Annotated in this window: 20 protein-coding genes and 1 pseudogene; all 21 read left to right on the top strand. The window is 47.5% G+C overall.

Going from position 1 to position 23,292, the window contains the following annotated elements:
- Positions 1 to 433: pseudogene (locus tag G7Y46_RS07230) on the top strand (hypothetical protein); the annotation flags it as partial.
- Positions 434 to 850: 417 nt separating this feature from the next.
- Complete coding sequence (locus G7Y46_RS07235) at positions 851 to 1,249, top strand: hypothetical protein (RefSeq protein ID WP_165253650.1); 399 nt, start codon at positions 851 to 853, stop codon at positions 1,247 to 1,249.
- Positions 1,227 to 1,556, top strand: a complete 330-nt coding sequence (locus G7Y46_RS07240; protein WP_165253652.1) for a hypothetical protein — start codon at positions 1,227 to 1,229, stop codon at positions 1,554 to 1,556. Before G7Y46_RS07235 ends, G7Y46_RS07240 begins: the two co-directional genes overlap by 23 nt.
- A 267-nt stretch (positions 1,557 to 1,823) precedes the next feature.
- Positions 1,824 to 2,369: a radical SAM protein gene (locus G7Y46_RS07245; protein ID WP_206214185.1), complete on the top strand. Its 546-nt coding sequence runs from the start codon at positions 1,824 to 1,826 to the stop codon at positions 2,367 to 2,369.
- A 296-nt stretch (positions 2,370 to 2,665) separates the two neighbouring features.
- Positions 2,666 to 3,145, top strand: a complete 480-nt coding sequence (locus tag G7Y46_RS07250) for a YbhB/YbcL family Raf kinase inhibitor-like protein (protein ID WP_165253654.1) — start codon at positions 2,666 to 2,668, stop codon at positions 3,143 to 3,145.
- A gap of 168 nt (positions 3,146 to 3,313) precedes the next feature.
- Positions 3,314 to 3,592 carry a DUF1778 domain-containing protein gene (locus G7Y46_RS07255; protein ID WP_206214186.1) on the top strand — a complete coding sequence of 93 codons (279 nt, stop codon included), beginning with the start codon at positions 3,314 to 3,316 and terminating at the stop codon, positions 3,590 to 3,592.
- Entirely contained in the window at positions 3,589 to 4,065 is a 477-nt protein-coding gene (locus tag G7Y46_RS07260; RefSeq protein WP_165061698.1) for a GNAT family N-acetyltransferase, read from the top strand. The genes G7Y46_RS07255 and G7Y46_RS07260 overlap by 4 nt, the downstream gene beginning before the upstream one ends.
- A 36-nt stretch (positions 4,066 to 4,101) precedes the next feature.
- Positions 4,102 to 4,602, top strand: coding sequence for a hypothetical protein (locus G7Y46_RS07265; RefSeq protein WP_165253656.1), 501 nt, complete (start codon positions 4,102 to 4,104; stop codon positions 4,600 to 4,602).
- A gap of 261 nt (positions 4,603 to 4,863) precedes the next feature.
- Positions 4,864 to 9,729: a 2-hydroxyacyl-CoA dehydratase gene (locus G7Y46_RS07270; protein WP_241157092.1), complete on the top strand. Its 4,866-nt coding sequence runs from the start codon at positions 4,864 to 4,866 to the stop codon at positions 9,727 to 9,729.
- On the top strand, positions 9,726 to 10,424 hold the full coding sequence (locus G7Y46_RS07275) for a hypothetical protein (RefSeq protein ID WP_165253658.1): 699 nt from the start codon (positions 9,726 to 9,728) through the stop codon (positions 10,422 to 10,424). Before G7Y46_RS07270 ends, G7Y46_RS07275 begins: the two co-directional genes overlap by 4 nt.
- A gap of 7 nt (positions 10,425 to 10,431) precedes the next feature.
- Positions 10,432 to 11,286 carry a 16S rRNA (cytidine(1402)-2'-O)-methyltransferase gene (gene rsmI, locus G7Y46_RS07280; RefSeq protein WP_165253660.1) on the top strand — a complete coding sequence of 285 codons (855 nt, stop codon included), beginning with the start codon at positions 10,432 to 10,434 and terminating at the stop codon, positions 11,284 to 11,286.
- Positions 11,283 to 11,843: a SprT family zinc-dependent metalloprotease gene (locus G7Y46_RS07285; protein ID WP_165253662.1), complete on the top strand. Its 561-nt coding sequence runs from the start codon at positions 11,283 to 11,285 to the stop codon at positions 11,841 to 11,843. The genes rsmI and G7Y46_RS07285 overlap by 4 nt, the downstream gene beginning before the upstream one ends.
- Before the next feature lie 159 nt (positions 11,844 to 12,002).
- Complete coding sequence (locus G7Y46_RS07290; RefSeq protein ID WP_165061683.1) at positions 12,003 to 12,683, top strand: transaldolase family protein; 681 nt, start codon at positions 12,003 to 12,005, stop codon at positions 12,681 to 12,683.
- Positions 12,684 to 14,654, top strand: coding sequence for a transcription termination factor Rho (gene rho, locus G7Y46_RS07295; protein ID WP_241157093.1), 1,971 nt, complete (start codon positions 12,684 to 12,686; stop codon positions 14,652 to 14,654).
- A gap of 10 nt (positions 14,655 to 14,664) precedes the next feature.
- Positions 14,665 to 15,672: a signal peptide peptidase SppA gene (gene sppA, locus G7Y46_RS07300; RefSeq protein WP_165253664.1), complete on the top strand. Its 1,008-nt coding sequence runs from the start codon at positions 14,665 to 14,667 to the stop codon at positions 15,670 to 15,672.
- Positions 15,673 to 15,682: 10 nt separating this feature from the next.
- Complete coding sequence (locus tag G7Y46_RS07305; RefSeq protein ID WP_165253719.1) at positions 15,683 to 17,704, top strand: class I tRNA ligase family protein; 2,022 nt, start codon at positions 15,683 to 15,685, stop codon at positions 17,702 to 17,704.
- Between the two features lie 204 nt (positions 17,705 to 17,908).
- Positions 17,909 to 18,751 (top strand): ABC transporter ATP-binding protein, encoded by an 843-nt coding sequence (locus G7Y46_RS07310; RefSeq protein WP_165253666.1) that lies wholly within the window; start codon positions 17,909 to 17,911, stop codon positions 18,749 to 18,751.
- Between the two features lie 125 nt (positions 18,752 to 18,876).
- Complete coding sequence (gene rpsB / locus G7Y46_RS07315) at positions 18,877 to 19,689, top strand: 30S ribosomal protein S2 (RefSeq protein ID WP_165253668.1); 813 nt, start codon at positions 18,877 to 18,879, stop codon at positions 19,687 to 19,689.
- Between the two features lie 47 nt (positions 19,690 to 19,736).
- Positions 19,737 to 20,597 carry a translation elongation factor Ts gene (tsf, locus tag G7Y46_RS07320; RefSeq protein WP_165061671.1) on the top strand — a complete coding sequence of 287 codons (861 nt, stop codon included), beginning with the start codon at positions 19,737 to 19,739 and terminating at the stop codon, positions 20,595 to 20,597.
- A 48-nt stretch (positions 20,598 to 20,645) separates the two neighbouring features.
- Positions 20,646 to 21,926 carry a UDP-N-acetylglucosamine 1-carboxyvinyltransferase gene (gene murA, locus G7Y46_RS07325; protein ID WP_165061668.1) on the top strand — a complete coding sequence of 427 codons (1,281 nt, stop codon included), beginning with the start codon at positions 20,646 to 20,648 and terminating at the stop codon, positions 21,924 to 21,926.
- 3 nt (positions 21,927 to 21,929) lie between these two features.
- The gene (locus G7Y46_RS07330; RefSeq protein ID WP_165253670.1) at positions 21,930 to 23,288 is read left to right on the top strand and encodes an LCP family protein; all 1,359 of its coding nucleotides are present in this window, start codon (positions 21,930 to 21,932) and stop codon (positions 23,286 to 23,288) included.
- Positions 23,289 to 23,292 lie beyond the last annotated feature (4 nt).

Below are 23,292 nucleotides of genomic sequence, written 5' to 3' on the forward strand. Positions count from 1 at the left end.
CTGCAAAGACTATGCAAAGACAAAAGATAAGCATCTGCTCTCTTTTATGGAGTATGTCTCTACTGGTAAAATAGATAAACAAGACAAACTAGTTACATCTATTGCCAGCGTAGTAGACAAAGCCAATAAAGATAGAGAGTGGGTGAATAAGGTGTTTTCTGTAAGTACAATAGGAGAAGATTGGGAGCGAGAAGTACGTATAGCCCGCAGAGCTGCTCTAAAAGAGGGAGAAGAACGTGGGTTAGAGCGAGGACTGGAACGTGGAATCCTACAAGGACGAGTTGAAGGCTTACAACAAGGGCGCGCTGAAGCTGAAATGCGTTATGCAGTATTAGTTGAAACACTTTTCTCCCATAACCGCGAAGATGATGTACTTAAAGCCTTTAAAGACCCAGCCTATCGTGAACAGCTTTTTGCTGAGTTTGGCATTTAATGCACAACTAAAAGCAATTCGTAAATTCAGGCTTTAGTGCCTATTCTTTTGAAAACTCCATCCCGGATATAGCGTGTCAAAGAGTGTGCCATTAGGTGCGATTCTTTGGCACGCTGCTCTTTGGCGCATCCAATTAGGTTGTGTGTTGCCTTCGTCACTTTTTAGGCGAAAAATGGTCAAAACTTCCGACTTTCCACAGTCCTGAACACAAAACCCTGCCTGCTAAGGCATCAAAAAAGCGTCAAATTTTCTGTTTGCCAAGTGTTCTTCACATTTTAAGTTAACTATGCGGCGCTATGACCATGGAAAGCCGGAAGTTTTGACCATTTTTCTAACTATTTTGACTAGTATGCGGATGAGTTGAATCGTAACCTAGCATCAAGGGATGCAATTATCTTTAAAAAGTCATTTGAGGATATGCCTACAATTCTCAGCGAATTGAATATTGAGGGATCAAATCTATTCTTATATGTTGATCCTTTTGGAATAAAGCATTTAGATATGCTTCTTTTTGATAGGTTAATTGAATTGTGTCCCTCAGTTGAAATACTTGTAAATTTCAACTCCTTTGGATTCCTGAGAGAGGCGTGTCGAGTATGCGGATTGGATTTGTCAGATGTTCCCGCAGAGGAAGATTTGATTGAACGAGTTCCTTGGGATTTTAAGGAAAAATCTGAAGCTGCTAAGAGGCTTGATAGGGTAATGGGAACGCAAGTTTGGCGCGACATTACAAAAAGCTACAAGGCTAAAGAAATTGATGGTTATAAAGTGGAGTGTTGTATAGCATGTTGCTATGCAGAGCGGCAATCAGCTTAGTCTTTTTAACCAAAATATGGAAAATGAACTTATATTATCTAAAGATATCGAAAACGATATGTTGCAATATTTACTGCAGCTTGGTTGTCGTGTCAGATTGAATGAATTCTATGCATCTTTTATGACATCTGCGGGTATTACTCTTCCATTTAAAGACTTGAAAAACATCGTCGCCAATCTAGAAAAGAGGGCAAAAGTTAAAATTACAAGAGAACCTAATATGACTGGCAACAATAATCCGACAGCCTTTATGGAAGAAAGCCGCGGTAAAAGAGCTTGGATTGAGGTAATTAACAATGAAATGTAGCCGATCTATCATACGGCGCTCTATGTTGTATAAAACTAAGGTGGAATACGGCGATTACACCATGAATCACGTGGAGGGTTGTTCTCATGGATGTAAATATCCTTGCTATGCAATGATGATGGCTAAGCGATTTGGTAAGGTTAAATCCTATGAAGATTGGTGTAAACCTGCTTTAGTTGCAAATACACTGGAGCTACTTGATGCAGAAATACCAAGGCTCAAAAAAAGATCAATTATGTTCAACTTTGCTTTACTACAGACTCATTCATGTATGGCTATGATGATGTTTGTGAGATGAGTATTCGAGCTATTAAGCGTCTTAATGAAGATGGTATTCCTTGCGTTGTGCTAAGTAAGGGAGTTCTTCCAGAAGAGCTGGCGTCTCTTTCGCGGGAGAATATCTATGGGATAACTCTTGTGTCTCTTGATGAAAATTATCGCAATCTCTATGAGTCTGGTGCAGCTCCATACAAAGATAGAATTCAAGCTCTTGAAAAACTTAAAAACAAGGGATGTAAAACATGGGTAAGTATGGAGCCTTATCCTACACCCAATATTGTCAAGCAAGATCTAGGGTCAATTTTGGAGCGAATATCGTTTGCGGATAAAATCATTTTTGGGCGAACAAACTATAACAAGACTGTATCGCAGTTTCCTCATGTTAAGACTTGGTATAACGATAAAACGCTTGAAGTTGTTCGGTTTTGTAAGCAACACAGTATCGACTATTGGATAAAAAGGGGAACATGGACGGGCGCTTGTCCTATTGAGGATAGGCTAAATGATTCGCTAGAGATTTCCGTTGCTTTATGACGGTGCATTTGCGGTTTGTTAATCATACAAAATAATTGACATCAACAAGCTAATTTTTGCTACGTAAACTGGTGAAGAGTGGGAACTAGAGTAAGGAATCTCGCAAGGACGCGCGGAAGCGGCGCGTTACATTCTCTTATCGAACACCTATTTGCTGCCGGGTGCGAAACTGATGTGCTTGAAGCTTCTAAAGACCCGGCTTATCGCGAGCAGCTTTTTGCCGGGTTTGGTATTTAAATTGCGGCATCGGATATACTCACATTAAAGTTGCACATTTAGAAATCGGAGAAAAACAATTGAATGAGTTAAAGGTGACATCATCCCAATTTGAAAATGAGGGATGGATGCCAGATAGTGTGGCAGGTTATGCTGAGGATAATTCGCCGGAACTTATTATCGATAATATTCCTGAAGGAACTATAACTTTGGCTATCGCAATGGATGATTTGGACCATCCGATAGTGAAGGGGTTTAATCACTGGGTTGCATGGAATTTGGCACCAAACAATAGAATACCGGGATCAATACCCAAAGGTGCAACAATAGAAAACCCGATACATATTGAACAGGGAATAGGCTATGGAAAGCATGGCTATAGAGGACCTAAACCGCCATTTAATTGGAACCATAGGTACAGATTTACTATATATGCCTTGGATACAAAGATTGATATAAGTGTTAACAGTAAAAAAGAAGAGTTGATGGAAGCAATTGAGGATCATGTTCTAGCTAGCGGTACGATAATAGGAAAATATCAAAGACACCACGCATCGTAAACATATTCATTTTTGCTAAGTAAATAGGGTTCACAATTCGTGCGCTTTGTCGTATGAATTTACTTGTTTTTCGCCACTGTTACAAAAAGATGTGAATGCTGACTATTGATTAGTGCGGAATAAATCCGTACAATATGTCAAAAATGCATCAAACGATAGGAGACAGATGTGTCTTCGGTGGTAGAAAAACAGGAAAAACTATATCGGATGGACATTCGGCTTACTAAGCCTCAGCGCATCAACTATGAGCGTGCGGCATCACTGCGCGGTCAAACAATTACACAATGGGCAACCGCGCATCTCGATGAAGGTGCACGCCGCGATATAGATGAGGCTACTACTACTGCTCTTTCGCTCGAAGCATTTGATACCTTTTGCGAGATGCTTGAGTCTCCTATGCCGAAAACCACTCAAGATTTGCTAACTCGCAAGGCGGTTTGGGAATGAGTGGCTTTTCGAAGCCTGTTCAGCTTAAGCCGGGCGTAGGTATAGCTGATTTCCATTGTGGTGATAAATTCGTAGATAATTGGGTTAAGAAGCATTCAGCATCTGCTCGTAAACGCGGTTCAGCTGTTATTTACGCGGTCTATTACGGCGATGTTGTTGCGGGTTTTTATACACTGAGTGCCCATTCTGTGACAAGAGCCGACATTGATGGTGGATGGTTTGTTCGTAATGCACCTCAACAGGTACCGGCAATACTGTTGGGCATGATGGGCGTCGATGAGCGATTCCAAGGTTGTGGACTGGGTGCATCTCTTCTACGAGATGCTATCCAGAACGCTTTGAAAGTAGCAAATCTTGCAGGTGCTAGGGCTCTTATCGTTGATCCTCTTAGCGAAACTGCTGAATTGTTTTATGAACACTTTGGTTTCATGCGGCTTTCTGGCACTAATCGAATGGCGTTGAAACTCGGATAAAAAGCTTCTTCCAAACAGTCTCAAAAAGATTCCGGAGTGGTAGACTCATCAAAATTAATACTGCACGATTTGCGTCTTATTAGAAACGCAATACTAGATGTTATTGTTAGGCATTCAAAAGTGGAAAATATGACAGAAGTCCTGAAGAGGGCACGTAGTAAGAAAATATTTGCTGGCAATGAATTTGCGGAATTACTTGCGGAAATTCAATCGGCGGATAGCAGTTTAGAGCTAGATTGGGACTTCGATGCAGGGGAAGAATGGGCAAGATTTTTCAGCCGAGAAAATGGCACTGTATGTATGATGAATGCAAAAATTGGTGTGACGTTTATTAGAAAAGCCTACGAATTTAGCAATATAGAACATATTGTTGGCGCATTAGAAATTGTATTTACGGAAAACTATTCTTCTGAAGATTGGTTTATTGATTTGGCTGATTTGGAACAAAACGTGCCGGAAATATGTTGGCATGCATCAGAAGAAGCGGTTAATCCAACCTGCATTAGCCTAGACGATTTGTATTTTGCCACTGTTTGATAAATGTGCATGCAATATAGCAAAAAATCTCGCAAACCTTATGCATCAGCTAAGCGGGCTCTTAGACAATCCGCTCGGTGCAATCAATCTTACCTATTGCTGCTGCCGCCCGGTGCCGCCAATGCGGTACGCCGTGTGTCTTATGCGCATAGAGTGTCGTAATTCTGCCCGTATCTGATAAACTCACGTTAAAAAAATAGCTTAGGCGAAATTGACAAATAGAACGCAAAAACACGCTTTAATTCAAAGCAGGAGACATGCATGAAGAGGGAACAAAAATACATCAAGATAGAAGATGCCACTATCAATGAGCAAGCTATGCGCGTAACGCGTGTAAATGAAGCGCCGCACACCGCGCCCGCACCAGCGCCGCACACCGCGCCCGCGCCTTCAACCGATTTGCACATAGGCATAGATGTAGGCTCAACCACAGTAAAGTTGGCTGTGCTAGATAGTCAGCGCAATATTCGCTGGTCCGTATATCAGCGCCACCACGCCGACGTTCGCGCAACCATAGTTGATGTGCTTCGTCAGGCTGCCGAACAATTTGGCGAAGAGCCTATGACTATAGCCATAACCGGCTCTGGTGGTCTTTTGCTTTCTCAGTGGCTAGGAATAACTTTTGTGCAAGAGGTTATTGCCAGCAAAACAGCGGTTGAGGCGTTCATTCCTCGTACCGATGTCGCAATAGAGCTTGGTGGCGAAGATGCGAAGATAATATATTTCGACAACGGCATAGAACAGCGCATGAATGGCACTTGCGCAGGTGGTACCGGCGCATTCATCGATCAGATGGCGGCGCTTTTAGATACAGATGCGGGTGGCTTGAACGAACTGGCAAAAACGCACGAGACTATATATCCAATCGCTAGTCGTTGTGGCGTGTTCGCTAAAACTGACGTACAACCGCTTCTAAATGAAGGCGCGCGCAAAGAAGACATAGCTGCGTCAATTTTTCAGTCGGTTGTAACGCAAACAATATCGGGGTTGGCTTGCGGTCGTCCTATTCGTGGCAATGTGGCGTTTCTTGGCGGTCCTTTGCAGTATCTTCCCGAACTGCGTAAACGCTTCTACGAGACGCTTGCGCTTGAAGACGATGCAATAATTGTGCCCGAGAATGCGCACTTGTTTGTGGCGTGCGGCTGCGCCATTGCGGGCGTTACGGAAGGTGCTGCAGCTGAGAAGCTAGCCTGCGTGCTAGAGCGTCTCGAAAAGCTAGGGGACGTGCAAGGTAGCGAAGTTGTGCGCCTAGATCCGCTGTTTGCAACAGATGCGGAATACGCCGAATTTAAGGCACGGCACGATTCCGAATGCGTGCGCCGTGGCAATTTGGATGATTATCGCGGTACGGCATATTTGGGTATAGATGCAGGCTCCACCACTTTTAAGGCTGTGCTTATAGGCGAAAGTGGCGAACTTCTGTGGTCTACTTATGCGTCCAATAAAGGCGATGTGCTAGGTTGTGCGAAAGCCGCAATAGCCAATTTGTACAACTCGCTTCCAGCTGACGCTTCAACTGGTAAGCCGCTTGTGCGCATAGGGCACTCCACCGTTACGGGTTATGGCGAGGGTTTGCTGCTAGAAGCGCTACAGGTAGATTCTGGCGAAATAGAAACAGTTGCACACTTGCGTGGCGCACAGGAAATGCTTCCCGGCGTAGAGTTCATCTTAGACATTGGCGGGCAAGATATGAAATGCTTGCGTGTGAAAGATGGCGTTATCGAACACATAATGTTGAACGAGGCATGCAGTTCTGGTTGCGGCAGCTTTATTGAAAGTTTTGCTAGCGGTTTGAATTTAGATGTGGCAGACTTCGCGAAAACTGCCATACAAGCCAAGCGTCCGGTCGATCTGGGTAGCCGCTGCACGGTGTTTATGAACAGCCGCGTGAAGCAAGCGCAAAAAGAAGGCGCTACAGTGGGCGACATTGCAGCTGGTCTTGCAATTTCGGTTATAAAGAACGCGCTGTTTAAGGTTATTAAGATACGCGACCCGCACGATGTGGGCACAAAGGTAATAGTTCAAGGCGGCACATTCCTAAACGATGCTGTATTGCGCTCGTTCGAGCAGCTATCGGAAGTGAATGCGGTGCGTCCTGATATAGCTGGAAACATGGGGGCGTTCGGAGCCGCCCTGTTGGCGCGCGACAGATATGCTGCAAACTTGCGGCGCGAAAGCACTAAGGCTGCGGAATCGGAAGAACTTCGTTCAGAAGCTACGCAGCCTTCACTACATTCCTCCGATTCTGTAGTTGAAGGGGGCGAAAGCTGCGATCAGAAGCTGCGCAGCTCCCACTCCGCTTCCGCCACCCCTCCCAATGCGCAGGCGGCAGAAGACCCATCAAGTGCGCCTGTAAGCCGGCTTCTCACTTTAGAGGCAATTCAGTCGCTTCAGCCTACGCATCGCACTGTTCGCTGCAAGGGTTGCTCGAATAGCTGCTTGCTTACTGTTAACGACTTCGGCGTTGATGAAGAAACCGGCAAGCATCGGCGCTTCATAACGGGCAATAGGTGCGAAAAGGGCGAAAGCCTAGGTACCGGCACCCAAAAAAGCAGCGTACCGAATTTGTTCGAATGGAAAAGCGACAGGATATTTACACACTATGAGCCGCTTGCTCTAGAGGATGCACCTAGAGGCAGCGTGGGCATGCCGCGCGCGCTTAACATGTATGAAAACTACCCGTTCTGGTTTACTTTCTTCACTAAACTGGGCTATCGCGTGGTGCTCTCCGATCCGTCCACTAAGAAAACTTACGAAGCGGGCATAGAAAGCATGCCGTCTGAAAGTGTTTGCTATCCGGCGAAGCTATCTCACGGGCACATTATGAATCTGCTTGAGAAGCATCCCGATTTCATATGGATGCCGTGCAGCAAGTGGGAGCGCCAAGAAGATGCAACTGCGGGAAATCATTTCAACTGTCCAATTGTGGCAAGTTATCCCGAGGCGCTTCGCCTAAACATAGACGAGCTTCGCGAAACAGATGTGGCATTCGTTAGCCCGTGGCTTCCCTACGACAATAAAGAGAAACTGAAAGAGCGCTTGTGGGTAGAACTTGGCACCACTTTCCGCCAGCAGGTGGGCGCTAAAGGTCCGGCGCTTACGAAAGCGCAAATAGAGGCAGCGGTCGATGCCGCGTGGGAAGAAGACGAAGCATTCAAGCGCGACATTCGCCGCAAGGGTACAGAAACGCTTGCATGGATGGAGCGCACTGGCACGCATGGCATAGTGCTTGCGGGTCGTCCTTATCACCAAGACCCCGAAATAAATCATGCTATTCCAGAGCTTCTGCAAAGTTTTGGCTTGGCGGTACTTACGGAAGATTCCGTGGCGCACCTAGGTCAACTAGAGCGCCCTATACGCGTGGTCGATCAGTGGATGTATCACACGCGTTTGTATGCGGCTGCAAAAGTGGTAACGCAGCGCCACGACCTAGATTTAATACAGCTCAACTCGTTTGGTTGCGGGCTAGACGCACTTACTACCGACCAAGTGCAAGAAGTGCTTGAAGCGGCGGGTAAGGTTTACACAGTGTTAAAGATTGACGAGGTGTCAAACCTAGGTGCAGCACGTATTCGTGTGCGCAGTTTGTTGGCTGCTCTAAAAGATCAGCAAGATAGGGAAGCTGAAGCTACATCCGATGCTTTGGCGGCGGCGCGTCCGTGTCCGGCTGTTTGCATCAGCGAATCTGACATAGATTCGCTTGTGCCCGAAAGCTATACCCAGAAAGCTGAAGGCGTGGCGGCTGAAGCAGTAGAGCAGCGCGAAGGGGTTTCAACCGAATTTGCCCGCGTGCAGTTCACCCAAGAAATGAAAGATGCCGGCTATACAATATTGGCACCTCAGATGGCACCGTATCACTTCGAATTGCTGGTGCCAATTTTCCTGAAGAATGGCTACAACGTAGAACTTCTTCCGTCGGTTGACACGGGCGCTGTTGATGCCGGTTTGAAATACGTAAACAACGATATTTGCTATCCGTCAATTTTAGTAACTGGGCAAATAATGGAAGCCGTTATGAGCGGTCGCTACGACACCGATAAGCTGGCAGTTCTTATAACTCAAACAGGTGGCGGATGTCGTGCAACTAACTATATATCGCTAATTCGAAAAGCGCTTAAAGCAGCTGGGCTTGCTCATATTCCTGTTATTGCGCTTTCATTCAAAGACTTAGGCGAAGTTAATCCCGGGTTCAAGATAACTCCAAAAATGCTCTATCAGGCTATATTTGCCCTGCAATATGGCGATTTGCTTATGATGTGCCTTTATCGCACGCGCCCCTACGAAATGGAGCCCGGCTCTACGAACAGGCTGTTTGAGCATTGGATGAGCGAATGCAAAGCCCAGCTTGCGCGCGGTGTGAACATGGGCGAATTCAAACGCACGGTAAATCGCATCGTAGACGATTTCGATACTTTGCCCCTGATGGGCGAGGGCACAAAGCCGCGCGTTGGTGTAGTTGGCGAAATTCTGGTGAAATTCCATCCAACGGCGAACAACCAAGTGGTCGATCAAATTGAAGCTGAGGGCTGCGAAGCGGTCGTGCCGGGCTTGATCGAGTTTTTCCTGTTCGGCATAGCTGGCGGCATATTCCAGCGCCAAATTGGGAAATCGGCGAAAAGCGCGCTTGGCAGTCGTATAGGATTAGCTGCCATAGCCAAGCTGCGCAAGCCCGTTAACGATGCGCTAAAGCGCAGCCAGCGTTTCCATCCGCCTGCCGATATATACGAGCTTGCCGAGTACGCAAGCCAAATACTTAGCCTCTGCAACTCTATGGGCGAGGGCTGGCTGCTTACAGCTGAAATGGTTGAACTCATTCGTTCGGGTTGCCCCAATATAGTGTGTACGCAGCCGTTTGCGTGCTTGCCGAACCATGTAGTTGGGAAATCGGTTATTAAAGAGTTGCGCCGCCAATATCCAGAAAGCAATATTGTTGCGGTTGATTACGACCCGGGCGCTAGCGAAGTGAATCAGCTGAACCGCATCAAACTGATGATAGCTGTGGCGAAGGCAAACCTTGCCGCGAAAGAAGGGCAGGCTCGCGCCGTTCGCAAAGCTCATGTGCAGCCACAACCAAAAACTGACGATCTAGCATCTGAGGTAGCAATAGAGGAAGAGATATTGGCTTGAGTGAGTCGGTATCGCCTGCATCTAAACATTCGCGCACCGCGCATGCCCGTGTCCATTTCGGGATAAGATGCAGGCTTCCTCTGCGCGACCTTCGGTTGTCTAAGCGAAATCTTATATACAAAACCGGTCGCGGTAATTATCTATTTAAAGACAAGTGGCTTCGGTCTAACCGCAGGTTGTGGGCTAGTCACAAAAAGCGCTGCCTTTTGAACTACGATTTGTCCATGGCGTATTTCAAGCGCCTTTCGCACGAAGATTTTAATAACGCTCTAGAAAGGTTGCTAGCTAACTTTGCTCAATTACAGCCGGTATACGATTTGCGGGAATTTGACGGAGTGCAGGGCGTATACATGATGATTTTGGATAAATATTGCCAAATCTATGTTGGCAAGGCTTGCGGAAAACACGGCATAAAACATCGCATTCTTCGCCATTGGCACAATGCGGTTCCACTAGATAGGTTGCTTTCAGGCGAGCCAGAGGAATCAATCATGCCAATAGATGCGTTTCGGGCGCTTGATACAACTCGTATATACGCCGCAACTGCATCTACGGCGGCAAATGCGGGGTCGCTTGAACGCGCTTTAGCCGATGCGGTACCAAATTGTTACAGCTTAAACCGCACCAAAGCAGGCGATTTGACAGGCGGCTTGCACGAAGCTATTCAGCATCGCCGCACGCGTTCTCTTCTATAATAAAGCCATGAATTCTGACGGAAAAATAACTATAGTTCCTACGCCTATAGGGAATTTGGGCGATATAACTTTGCGCGCGCTTGAAACTTTGCGCGCATCCGATCTTGTGTGCGCTGAAGATACCCGCATAACTGCGAAATTATTGGCTGCATACGACATATCAAAGCCGCTTATGCGCCTAGATGAAAATTCGCTTTCCAAGCGCGCTTTAGATGTAATAGCGCGCGCTGCACAAGGCGCAAACATAGCTTATTGCAGCGACGCGGGAATGCCGGGCGTGTCTGACCCGGGCTTGCGTCTTGTAAGGGCGGCGCGTGAAGCTGGTGTTTCAGTAGAAGTGCTGCCGGGGGCAAGTGCGGCACTTGTTGCTTACGTTGCAAGTGCCACGGTATGTCCGCGTTTCTATTTCGGGGGCTTTTTTCCGCGCAAAGAAAACGAGCGCCAGCGCACGTTGGAAAATCTGCGCACACTAGATGCTGCACTTATTTTTTATGAAAGCCCAAACCGTCTTGTTTCGGCGCTAACTTCAATAGCGCGCACAATGCCTACGCGCCGAATGGCAGTTTGTCGCGAATTAACTAAGCTGCATGAAGAAATAGTTTGCGCAACTGCCGAGCAAGCGTGCAACATTTTTGCAAAACGCGAAGCCGCCAGCTCTATAAAAGGCGAGATAGTTCTTGTTATAGATCCGCCAGATGAATCCGAAAATAAACCTAGTGCTGCCGATTTAGAGCAGCGTGCATCTGAGCTAATCAGCCAAGGTGCGCGCACAAAAGAAGCGGCAAAATGCCTTGCGACAGAATTTGGCATATCGAAAAATACCGCCTACGATTTGGTTATGAAGGCGGCAAATAGCAAATGAAAGCTAAGGAACAAGCGCAATTAGTCAGTGTGGCAGGTTTTGATATATGGCTTAGTCGCAAACGAATTAAAAATATGAATCTTCGCATAAAGCCACCTGATGGTCGCATAGAAGTATCTGCACCAATGCATATGCCTATGCGCGATATAGAGCGCTTTATTACCCAAAAGCAAAACTGGATACGCCGCCAACAGTTGGCTGTTGTAAATTCGCCAGCGTTTCGTGCAGAACAAGCTAGTGCAGAAGAGCAGAAAGAATGGAAGGCGGTGGTTAGCGCCTGTGTGCCGCCGCTTGTGCAAGCGTGGGAGCCAATAATGGGGGTGCACGCTACCAAATTGGTGTATCGAAATATGAAAAGCAGATGGGGTAGCTGTCAACCTGCTACTGGTCGTATTTGCATCAATACCCGTCTTGCGCTATATCCGCCGGAATGCTTGGAATATGTGGTTGTGCACGAATTGTGTCATTTGCTAGAGGGCGGTCATGGTAAACGCTTTCATAAGCTAATGGATTCTTTTATGCCCGATTGGCGCGACCGTCGCGCAAAGCTGCGCTAGCGGCTTAAAGTTGGTAAGCGCATAGATTTTCATTGAGGCTGGGCTTAACATGTGATATTGTGTTCGCGTTTCGAATTTCTAAAAGAATCAAACGATCAATTCATTCGATTCGCCTATAAGGGTCAAATTTACCTAGGCATTCATGACGAAGGGAACAATGTGAAATTCTTTCTCGATACTGCGGATTTGTCCGAGATTGAAGAAGCTGCGGCTTGGGGAGTGCTTGCAGGAGTTACAACTAATCCAACACTCTATTCTCGCATCGGCGGCAAATTGGCTGATTTTCCGAACCACATAAAGCGCATTTGCGAAACGGTAGGACCAGATTGCCCCGTATCTGCTGAAACTGTAGCTATGACGCGCGATGAAATAGTGCGCGACGGGCGCGAGCTTGCAGCTATAGCTCCTAATGTTGTTGTGAAAGTGCCAACTATTGTTGAAGGTTTAGCTGCTACGCGCACTTTGGCTAACGAAGGCATTCGCGTAAATATGACACTTTGCTTCACAGTGCCGCAAGCCATGTTAGCAGCGCGTTCTGGTGCGCGTTATATTTCTCCATTTATTGGTCGTTTTGACGATATATCGGAAGATGGTATAGATCAGGTGGCGCAGATTGTGGGAGCCATCAATAATTACGATTTTACGGGAAGCACCGTAAACGGTGAGCAAATAGAAGTTATAGCTGCCAGCATTCGCAGCGCAAATCATGTAACAAAATGCGCATTAATGGGTGCCGATGTAGCCACTGTTCCTTTTGCGGTGTTACAAAAAATGGTGAAGCATCCGCTTACTGATGCGGGTATACAAAGCTTCCTGAACGACTGGGAGAAAGTAAAGTAGATGGCAGACGAAACAAAAACTACAGAAGCACCGGCTGAGGCTCCTAAAAAGAAGCGCGGTCGTCCTACGAAAGCGGAAATGGAAGCGCGCAAGGCGGCTGAAGCTGAGGCAACAGTTGCCGATAACAGCGAACAGGTAGCACCGCAGAAGAAAACTCGCACTAGAAAAACCGCTGCAAAAAAGGAAGAAGCAGCGCCCGAACCCGAAAAGAAAAAGACCACTAGAAGGGCGAAGGCTGCAACTAAAGAAACCAAAGAAGCTAAAGAGACTGCGGAAGCTAAAGAAGCTGCGGAAACTGTAGCGGAAGTTGAGGAAAAGCCAAAGAGACGCGGTCGTCCTCGTAAAGCAGAAGCAGAAACAGAAGCGAAATCAACCGAAGTCAAAGAAACCAAAGAAACCAAACCCGACGATAATTCCACTCAGGGTCCAGCAGAAAAACCCGCCGAAGCTGAAACTGAAGTTGCAGTTGCAGCAGAAACTATTGAGTCTGAGCAAAACCGCGAAGCAGATCAAACATCAGATTCAAGCGAAGAACGTTCTCCCAAGCGTTCTGTAAAAGCTGATAGCACACAGCAAAATCAGCAGAACAGCAATCAGACAAACCACAGCAATCATAACAATCGAAATAATCGCAATCGCAATCGTCGCCAGCGCGACAATCGTCAGCGCGAATATACTCCAAGCGTTAGTCGCGAAGATTTAGAAGAACTTAAACTTCCCGAATTGCGCGAAAAAGCCGCCGAGTTGAATATAGATGCATCCGGTATGAAAAAAGCCGATATGGTGGAGACGATATACAAAACTCTTGCCATAGCTGAAGGCTTTTTAGAGGTCGGCGGCATTTTAGACATACTGCAAGATGGCTACGGCTTCTTGCGCACCGATGGCTATTTGCCAAGCGAACACGATGTCTATGTTGGTCTTTCTACAATTCGCCGCAATGGTCTTCGCAAAGGCGATTTTGTTACCGGTCAGACACGTCCAGCTCGTGAAGGCGAAAAGTTTGCAGCCATTCAAAAAGTTCTAACTATTAACGGAATTCCTATTGAAGAGATTGAGCGTCGCCCGAAATTCTCAGAGCTTACGCCGGTATTTCCTGACGAGCGCCTTCTTATGGAGCACGGCAAAAATACAATTACCGCACGCGTTATCGATTTAGCGGCACCTATTGGCAAAGGTCAGCGCGGGCTTATTGTTTCTCCGCCGAAAGCGGGTAAAACTACCGTATTAAAAGACATTGCAGCTGCAATAACGGCAAATAACCCTGAAGCTCATCTGATGTATTTAGGCATAGATGAACGCCCCGAAGAAGCAACCGATATGGAGCGCTCTATTAAGGGCGAGGTTGTCTCTTCCACATTCGACATGCCTTCCGAAAACCATATTCAAGTGGCTGAACTTGTTATAGAACGCGCTAAGCGCTTGGTAGAGCAGGGCAAAGATGTTGTTATCTTGCTAGACTCTATTACTCGTTTGGCACGCGCTTACAACTTGGCTCAACCTGCAAGTGGGCGCGTGCTTTCCGGTGGCGTAGATTCCACGGCGTTGTATCCGCCAAAGCGCTTCTTGGGCGCAGCCCGCAACATTGAAAACGGCGGTAGCCTTACTATTTTGGCATCGGCTCTTATTGACACCGGTTCTAAGATGGACGAAGTTATATTCGAGGAATTCAAGGGCACCGGCAATATGGAGCTGAAGCTAGATCGTTATTTGGCTGATCGTCGCATATTCCCGGCAATCGATCCTGTGTCATCTGGTACACGCAAAGAAGAATTGTTGCTTGACAGCCAAGAGGCACCACTTATTTGGGCTGTACGGCGCATACTTGCCAATATGAACAACACCGAGCGCGCGATGGATATGCTAATCAAATCGCTCAAGCAGACCGATACAAATACAGAATTCTTGCTGCGTACTGCGAAGAAAGCCCAGATGCATCAAGGCAGAACAGACGAGAACTTCGAATTCTAAGTGGGTTTATATGGAAACCGAAAACCGCAATCCATACAACGAGCAATACGGCGTACAACAGCCAGTTAAAGCCAAAAGCGGCAAGGGTTGGATAGTTGGCATAGTTGTAGCACTTGCCATTATGGTTGTATGTATTGTTTCTGTAGTGTCTTGCTCGGCTGCTATAGGAACAATTGCAAATCCGTTTTCATCGTTAGCATCTTCAAGCCCTGCAGTTTCAATAAACAGCCCTAGCGTAGCTGTTATCGACATTGATGGAACAATTCAATACGACGGCACGTCTTGCAGCCCTGAGGGTTTGAAAGACATGCTTGATAGAGCTGCCGAAAACAACAATATAAAGGCTGTTGTTCTTCGCGTGAATTCTGGTGGTGGCGTGGCTACTGCCGGCGAAGAAATGACTGAATACGTGAAGAATTTTGAAAAGCCAATAGTGGTTTCAAGCGCTGCCACAAATGCTAGCGCTGCATATGAAATAAGTTCGCAAGCCGATTACATATTTGTAGATAAGACTACTGCAATAGGTTCTATCGGTGTAATTATGCAGGTTACAGATTTGTCGGGTCTTTACGACAAACTTGGAATCAATATAGATAACATTACGTCGGCAAATTCTAAAGATGCTGGCGGTGGTTCGCGACCTCTAACTGAAGAAGAGCGTAATTGGTACCAGTCAATGGTTGACCAAATTAACGATTTATTTATTCAAACGGTTGCCGATGGGCGCAACATGGATGAAGACGAAGTTAGAAGTTTGGCAACTGGTCTTCTATTTACGGGTGTAGATGCTGTTGAAAATGGGCTAGCCGACGAAATAGGGCTTTTTGAAGATGCTATTTCAAAGGCAAGTGAATTGGCTGGCTTTGACCACGAATTGCCAACCGTTTCGCTTGAGTCCGACACAAGCGATTTGATGGAGCTTCTTGATATGCTTGGAGCATCCGAGAAAAGCAACGACAGCGCTGCTGCGCTTCGCGCTATAGCTGATAGATTGGAAGTGAACGGTGCACTGGGATAAAGATGTCGAAATGGTGTGGCCGCATCGCGCTGTTGTAACGGCGGGCATGCCTTATGGCAATAAGCCTTTGCATTTTGGTCATATAGGTGGAGTTTTTATCCCTGCTGATGCTTTTGCGCGCTTTTTGCGCGATCGTATTGGCGCTGGCAATGTGCGTTTTGTCTGCGGCACCGACTGCTTTGGGTCGCCCATAAACGAGGGCTATCGAAAAGCGGTGGAAGCGGGCACTTTTAGCGGCACGATAGAGGAATATGTGCAAGCTAACCACGATGCTCAAGCTGATATTCTCAATAAATTCGATGTTTCTCTTGATATATTTCAGGGCTCAGGCATTGGGCATGCAGGAGAGGTACACCAAGAGCTAACATATGCGTTCATCCGCGGATTATACGAGCGGGGCACTTTAAGGCTCTTGTCCACATTGCAGTTCTTCGATACGCAGGCAAACACATTTCTAAATGGCAGGCAAGTGCAAGGGCATTGTCCTGTGCAGGGCTGTAAGTCGGAACACGGTTATGCCGACGAATGCGATTTGGGGCATCAGTATCAGCCAACCGATCTAATAAATCCTATTTCTACTTTAAGCGGTACAGTTCCAGAAATGCGCCCAGTCAGCAATTGGTACTTCGACTTGCCGGCATTTCGCAACTTCCTTAAAGAATATGTTGCAGAACTTGAACTTGACGATGAAATTCGCAGCGTTGTCCCGCAAACTATAAAAGAGTTTCTCGGTGCTCCTGTTATTTTTATCAAAAACGAATTTTATTCCGAATACGAATCCGTTGCGGCTAACCTTCCTAAGCACGTTATGCATGAAGCTGAAGGTAACAAGCAAAGTTTCAGCTTAGAATTTGAAAACATTGAAGCGCGCGAAGAAGCTTGCGAGAAGCTGTCTGGCGCTGGTATACGCTTTCGCACATCGAAGACACTTGTACCGTTCCGTATAACTGGCAATATTGAATGGGGAGTTAAATCTCCTGTGTTAGAGGGTATTGAAGGGCTTACGGTTTGGTGCTGGCCCGAATCTTTGTGGGCACCTATTTCATTTACAATAGCTGCCAATGATGCGATGGGTCTTCCGCGTAATACATGGCGCGATTTTTGGTGCAGCGAAGATGCGCAAGTTTACCAATTTATCGGACAAGATAATCTATATTTCTACGGCGTTGCGCAGCCAGCTATGTGGAAGGCATTGGGTTCTCGTGGCGTTTTTGGTCTGCCCGATTCCAAGCCACTTTGTCAAACAAAACTAATAGCGAATCATCATTTGCTATTTGGTAAGACGAAGGCATCATCTTCGGGTGCGGTTAAACCACCTAGCGGGGAAGATTTGCTTGAATATTACACTGTAGAGCAACTGCGCGCGCATTTCTTAGCGCTCGGTCTAGATCAGAAATCGGTAGCATTTGCACCAAAGCCTTTCGATCCTAAGCTTACAGACGAACAGCGTGCCGATACACGTGTAGCTGATCCTGTTCAAAAAGAAGGTGCGTTGCTGACAAATGTTTTCAATCGTTTGGCACGCAGTTGTCTTTATGAGGCGGCACGCAGTTTCGATGGCTACATGCCTGTGGGTCATGTTACAGAGGAATATAGGCTGCGCGCGCAAAGCACTATACATGAATACGATGCGCTTATGCATAAAGTTGAACTGCATTCTGTGATGCAATTAGCAGATGAGTTCATACGCTGGTCACAAAAGATTTGGGCGGATGGGGCAAAACGAGTATCCAGTATTGAAGGCGAGGGCGCAAGCACCCCAAGCAAAGAGCGCACCCAACTTCTTTGCGATTGCTTCTATTTATTGCGCGTAGCTACATTGTTAATGCATCCTATATGTCCAAAGGGCTGCGAGACTATATGCGACTATATGGATTTTGATGCGCACGAATTCTTTAGTTGGAACTTCGATTTCGATAGCAATGCAGAGTTATGTGAAGCGCATGAAATTGATACCGGGTTTCATAAGGTGCATTCGCTTCCACCCCGTTTCGATTTCTTCCCAAAGCATTCTTCGCAGATAAAGGGTTGAGCGCACCATTGGTTGAGCGCACCATTGGTTGCAGGCGAATCAACCCAGCTAGCATAATGTTTCAATTGCAAGACATGCCATTGGGAACTGGGTATTGCTCTTCGAATAAATTATGGTCGTATGCGCAGCAAATTTACTTTAGCTGCAAGCACGTCGGCGCGTGCGCTATGCGATAACCTGTACAATTAATTTGAGGTGTTATGTATGGAATTATCGCTAGAAAATATTGGGCTTCGGCTAAGCGGAAAGACAATCCTAGACGATGTCAGCTTCACTGTGGGCGATGGGCAGTTTATGTCAATCTTGGGCGAAAGCGGAGCGGGCAAATCTACCACGCTGAAAGTGATATCGGGGCTAATTTCGCAGGACAGCGGGCGCGTACTTTTCGATGGCTGCTGCGTCGATGATACGCCTACGCACAAACGCGATATAGCCATAGTGTTTCAAGATATACGGCTTTTTCCCAACATGGATGTGGCGCAAAATGTTGCCTTCCCTCTAAAGATGCGCAAAGTGGCGAAAGCCGAGCGCATGCGTGTGGCTGAGGAAATGCTGGAAGCTGTGCAACTTGGCGGATATGAAAGCCGGCGCACTTACGAATTGTCGGGCGGACAGCAGCAACGTGTGGCGCTGGCGCGTGCTCTGGCGGCAAAGCCACGTGCGCTTTTGCTAGACGAGCCCTTCAGCGGGCTTGATGAACAGCTGCGCGAAGAGATGCGCAAACTGGTTTCATCTTTGCACGAGCGCTTCAATATTACTTCTATAATGGTTACGCACGACCCAGACGAGGCGCTTACCATGAGCGACTCTATAGTTTTTATGTGCGATGGCAAACTTGTGCAGGTGGGCACCCCGCGCGATATGCTTTTGCACCCAGCGCATAAGGCTGTAGAAGCTTGTTTCGGCGAAGCATCCGCAATAGAGGGCAGCGTAGAAGCTGGGGTTTTCACCAGCGGAAAACTTGTTATCCCGGCACCAGATGTGGCTGACGGCGCAGCTGTTCTTGTTCGCGTGCCAGACACGCCGCCATTTGTTCATTCGCTATAACTTTAACTTAGTGTTATAATTCTGCGGTTTCTACTATTACACATGCGTGTGCGACCTGCTGTCGCTAGTGGCCGCTTGAAAAAGGCTGCGGCTTGCGGGGAAGACCATACGCAGAGGACTAACGAATGGAGAAAAGTATGGCAACGCCTACGAAGGTAAGTATTCAATCGCTACTTGATGCCGGTGCACATTTCGGTCATCAGACTCGCCGCTGGAACCCTAAGATGAAGCCCTACATTTTTGGAAGCCGTGGCGATATTTATATCATCGACCTAAAGCAAACTCTAGTTGGGCTAGACAAGGTTTACAGCTACGTTTCCGAGCTTACTCGCAAGGGTGGCACCGTTTTGTTTGTGGGCACAAAGAAACAAGCTCAGGAATCTATTGCTGATGCGGCTAATCGTTGCGGTATGCCGTATGTAAATTCTCGCTGGTTAGGCGGCATGCTAACCAACTTTGCTACTATCCGCAGTCGCGTAAGCTACATGGAAGACCTTGAAGCGCAAGAAGCCGATGGTCGCATGGCTATGCTGCCCAAGAAAGAGCAAATCTTGAAGCGCAAAGAGCTAGCCAAGCTGCAAGCAAACCTTAATGGTATTCGCAACATGAAGCGTGTTCCCGAAGCTGTGTTTGTTATAGACACATGCCGAGAGGAAATAGCCGTCCACGAAGCTCATCGTTTGAACATTCCTGTGGTCGGCACTCTTGATACCAACTGCGATCCTGATGATGTAGATTATGGCATCCCCGCAAACGACGATGCTATCCGTAGCGTGAAGCTGCTGTGCGAATTTGTTGCCGATGCTGTTATAGCTGGCACAGGTGCCGATGTTAGCGCTGTGGAAATGGCGGCGCAGCCAGCCGATACGCAAAACGCTGACGCACAGACTGCCGATGCTCAGGGTGCCGATGCACAAGCTGCTAAGGAAGAGAAATAGTAATGTAGTTGGGCTTTTCTTGCCCAAACGATAGACCGGAGGAAACAATGGCGAATATAACCGCCTCTATGGTTAAAGATTTGCGCGAGATGACTGGCGCAGGCATGATGGAGTGCAAAAAGGCTCTGCAAGAAGCCGACGGCGATATGGATGCTGCTGTTGACGTACTGCGTACCCGCGGCTTGGCTGCTGTAGCTAAGAAAGCAGGTCGTGCCACCAACGAAGGCACCGTTATGGCTATCGTTGACGATTCTTGCACGAAAGGCGCTGTTATAGAGCTTAACTGCGAGACTGACTTTGTTGGTATGAACGAGAAATTCAAGGGCTATGCCGAGCGCATTGCTAAGGCTGCTCTTAACAACCCCGGCTGCGATGTAGAGCAACTAAAGGCAAGTGATGCCGATGGTGAAACGGTCGAAGCCGTGCTAACCGACTGCATTCATGTAATGGGTGAAAATTGCCAGCTTTCCCGCGTGGGCACAGTTGAAGCACCTGCTGTAGCAAGCTACATTCACGGCGGTGGCAAGATTGGCGTTTTGGTTAACTTTGAGGTAGAGGGTATAGATCCAACCTCTGAGGCGTTCCAAGTTTGTGGTCGCGATGTTGCAATGCAGGTTGCTGCTATTAACCCGGTTTCTGCTACTCGCGAAAGCGTTCCAGCCGACGTAGCGGCACACGAGATGGAAATCTATAAGGCTCAGGCAGCTGAATCTGGCAAACCAGCTAATATTCAAGAGAATATTGCAAAGGGTCGCATGGAGAAGTTCTACAAGGAAAATTGCTTATCAGAGCAGGCTTTCGTAAAGAATAGCGATATCACCGTGCGTGAATATGTTGACAATTGCGCTAAGGAAATGGGCGGCACTATTAAGATTGCTGGTTTCCTGCGCTTTGCGCTTGGTGAATAGGCGCTGTACTTCTCGCTAGCTTGTCTGGATGAGAGGTCTTTATATTTTATGAGTTCAAGTAATGAAGTCATAATTGTTCACGGAAACGGGCGGCTTCAAGGCGAAGTCGCCGTTTCCGGAGCCAAAAATTCAGCGTTGAAGCTAATGGCAGCTTCTATCTTAGGGCACGGCAAAACCGTGCTTAAAAACGTTCCCAGTATCGATGATATTGATGTCATGTGTGAAGTCCTTGAATATTTGGGCGCGCACATACAGCGCGACGGGCATTCAATGTCTATAGATACATCCGATGTGAAATGTAACGAAACTCCGTACAAATTGGTTACTAAGATGCGGGCTAGCATAGCTGTGCTAGGTCCGCTTATTGGGCGTTTTGGCGAGGCGCGTGTGGCAATGCCCGGTGGGTGCCAGATAGGGGCACGCAATATAGACATGCACCTAGTAGGGCTAGAAGCTTTGGGCGTTCAATTCGATGTGGACCACGGTGTTATAGTTGCGCACACGCCAAATGGTTTGCGCGGCACTGAAGTAACTCTGGAATTTCCTAGTGTAGGCGCTACTGAAAATATGCTGATGGCGGCTGTATGTGCGCAGGGCTGCACGGTTATAGACAATGCTGCCCGCGAACCCGAAATAGCCGACTTGTGCAACATGCTTAACGAAATGGGGGCTTGCATAACTGGTATAGGCACGTCTAGCATCCACGTGGAAGGCGTTCCTTGCTCTAGTTTGCACCCGTGCGACCACGTTACAATTGGCGATCGCATTGAGGCTGGCACATTTTTGGCTGGAGGTGCTCTTACCGGCGGACCTGTGCGCGTAAGAGGGGTAGACCCGGCGTATTTACGCATGGCAATAACGAAATTGCGCGCGTTTGGCTGCATTGTGGAAACGGGGCAAGATTGGATAAGTGTGCGCCGCACTCAGCCTTTAGGGGCAATAGAGATACAAACGCTTCCGCACCCCGGCTTTCCGACCGATCTTCAGGCGCAGTTTATGCTGTTAGCAGCTTTAGGGAATGGGCTTTCCGTTATAACTGAAAATGTATTTGAGAACCGTTTTATGTTCGCTGCCGAATTAATGCGTATGGGCGCTAGCATTGTTTTGGAAGACCATCATGCGGTTATTCGCGGTGTAGACAAAATACAGGGCGCGCCTGTGTCTGCAACCGATTTGCGCGCTGGTGCGGCACTTGTTTTAGCGGGCATTGTGGCTGATGGCTACACTACGGTGCACGGTGTTGGGCATATAGATCGCGGTTATGAGAACTATGTAGGAAAACTCTCGGCGCTAGGTGCCGATGTAATTCGAAGATCGACCGGCATTTAGCTTATGGCTAGAAGAAAGGTCAAGTCGAAGGTTAGGTCTGTTTCCTACGGTCGCCACGCTAGCGGACCTAGCGTTTCTGCTAGGCGACCAACCGCCACGCTTGTAGAAGACGTGCGGCGCAAACGCAAGCATCAAAACATTTTCTTCGGCATTATTGCGGCTGTTGTAGTTCTAGCCATTGCAATAGGTGTGGGCGTTTACGCTTATTTCGCAAACACAAACGCTAAGTTAGACTTGGCGCCGTCGAACGCCAAAGAAGGGCTTGTGGCGGCGGAAGCCAACAAGCCCTACTACATACTCTGCTCAGCCAATCTTGGTATATCGCCCAGCGCCCCTAAAAGCTACGATACGCCCGAGCATACTTTAGGCTACATATTAGTGCGCGTAGACGAATCTGCCCACAGCATAATTTTCGCAACAATTCCATCAAATACTTTGGTGCGGTTTAGCAATGGCGAATATCACCCCTTATATAAGGCGCAAGAGAGTGGCGGTGAAGCCGAGCTAGTGCGTCGTGTGGCAGACTTCGCCGGTGTAAGCATTAATCATTATGTAACCACCACGGCGGGCGGCATAGAAGCTATGGTTGACATGATGGGCGGCGTTATGGTGAATTTAGCCACCGAAATTGACGACCCTTATTCGGGCACAAAAGTGCTACCTGCTGGCGAAATTAGACTAGATGGCGCACAGGCGCTGCAATTTTTGCGCGCTATAAATGTGCCGGGTGGTCTATCTAGTGTGGCGGCGAATCGCGTCAGTTTCATCTGTACGCTAATTCAGCGCGCAACGGAAGGGCAGGGGCTAGACTTAGCCTCAATGGTTAGCGATGCTAGTAAATATATCGATACCGACCTAACAGCTTCCGATTTGTTGGAATTGTCTGAAACCTTCAGTCCGTTTAATGAAGCCAGCGTTTGGCAATGCGTTGTTCCCGGTAGCGATATGACCACATCGGATGGCTTGGCTGGATATAATCCGAGCACATCTGAATGGGAAAAGATGATGGAAAAAATAAAGTCTGGCGAAGACCCGAATGCACTTGATGCAGCGGTGCAAAATGTTGATACAGGTCAGACAACTGTAGAAGTTCGCAACGGTACGCTTACAACAGGTGCCGCATCTCAGATGGCTGACATATTGCGAGGCGCAGGGTATCAAGTAACCGGCGTGGGCAACACAAATGACAATACGATATATAAAGAAACGCTGGTTGTTTACACTTCGCCCGACAAAGCAAGCGCAGCCAAAGCTGTGGTAGAGGCGCTTGGATGCGGTCGCGTTGTGAACGGTGGCGACTTTTATCATTCCAGTGCCGATGTGATTTCCATCGTGGGCTCCGATTGGACTCCTGCGGCGTAGCCGT

It is taken from the genome of Adlercreutzia sp. ZJ304 (assembly GCF_011039075.1).
Classification (GTDB): Bacteria; Actinomycetota; Coriobacteriia; order Coriobacteriales; family Eggerthellaceae; genus Adlercreutzia_A.

Coding starts and splice junctions, on each gene's coding strand:
- G7Y46_RS07235 (WP_165253650.1), top strand. CDS start 851: ATGCCTACAATTCTCAGCGAATTGAATATTGAGGGATCAAATCTATTC.
- G7Y46_RS07240 (WP_165253652.1), top strand. CDS start 1,227: ATGCAGAGCGGCAATCAGCTTAGTCTTTTTAACCAAAATATGGAAAAT.
- G7Y46_RS07245 (WP_206214185.1), top strand. CDS start 1,824: ATGTATGGCTATGATGATGTTTGTGAGATGAGTATTCGAGCTATTAAG.
- G7Y46_RS07260 (WP_165061698.1), top strand. CDS start 3,589: ATGAGTGGCTTTTCGAAGCCTGTTCAGCTTAAGCCGGGCGTAGGTATA.
- G7Y46_RS07270 (WP_241157092.1), top strand. CDS start 4,864: ATGAAGAGGGAACAAAAATACATCAAGATAGAAGATGCCACTATCAAT.
- rsmI (WP_165253660.1), top strand. CDS start 10,432: ATGAATTCTGACGGAAAAATAACTATAGTTCCTACGCCTATAGGGAAT.
- G7Y46_RS07285 (WP_165253662.1), top strand. CDS start 11,283: ATGAAAGCTAAGGAACAAGCGCAATTAGTCAGTGTGGCAGGTTTTGAT.
- rho (WP_241157093.1), top strand. CDS start 12,684: ATGGCAGACGAAACAAAAACTACAGAAGCACCGGCTGAGGCTCCTAAA.
- sppA (WP_165253664.1), top strand. CDS start 14,665: ATGGAAACCGAAAACCGCAATCCATACAACGAGCAATACGGCGTACAA.
- G7Y46_RS07305 (WP_165253719.1), top strand. CDS start 15,683: ATGGTGTGGCCGCATCGCGCTGTTGTAACGGCGGGCATGCCTTATGGC.
- G7Y46_RS07310 (WP_165253666.1), top strand. CDS start 17,909: ATGGAATTATCGCTAGAAAATATTGGGCTTCGGCTAAGCGGAAAGACA.
- rpsB (WP_165253668.1), top strand. CDS start 18,877: ATGGAGAAAAGTATGGCAACGCCTACGAAGGTAAGTATTCAATCGCTA.
- tsf (WP_165061671.1), top strand. CDS start 19,737: ATGGCGAATATAACCGCCTCTATGGTTAAAGATTTGCGCGAGATGACT.
- murA (WP_165061668.1), top strand. CDS start 20,646: ATGAGTTCAAGTAATGAAGTCATAATTGTTCACGGAAACGGGCGGCTT.
- G7Y46_RS07330 (WP_165253670.1), top strand. CDS start 21,930: ATGGCTAGAAGAAAGGTCAAGTCGAAGGTTAGGTCTGTTTCCTACGGT.